Source organism: Lacinutrix salivirga (assembly GCF_053604675.1).
Genome location: NZ_JBSHNP010000144.1, coordinates 1 through 406 on the forward strand (window position 1 = coordinate 1; position 406 = coordinate 406).

General features: G+C 28.1%; 1 protein-coding gene. It reads right to left on the reverse strand.

All coding sequences use genetic code 11. The annotated features are described in order from the left end of the window. Positions 1-406 (reverse strand): hypothetical protein (locus tag ACVC5O_RS15755; protein WP_452222437.1); only part of this gene is annotated, 406 nt, incomplete at both ends.

Genomic DNA, 406 nt, shown 5'->3' on the forward strand with positions numbered 1-406 from the left:
AACTATTATCCATTTCTTTCCAAAATTCTTTGTGTCCTAAAGATTCTCCGTTGGGATATTTTGGGTCTAACTTCCAGACTGCTTTTACTTTTTTAATTCTCTCGCCAAATACTTCAAAAACTTCATCTGTCCAATGCTGTCCTAATCCTTTTATTCCATAAGTATTAAAATCGAATTCTAAAACTCCTTCTTGCAATTTAGCACTATTTTTCCAAAAATCATTCTTATCTAAAACAGACCAAGTAATTTGTTTATCAAATATTTTAATTTCGTATTTAGTTCCTTGAAAAACTCTAGTTTCTTTTTTTATTAAACCTAAAACATCATCAAGATGCTCTTTTATTTCTAAAATACGCTTGTCTTTATAGGTTTCTTTTGACAATTTAAATAAATCATCTACTTCATC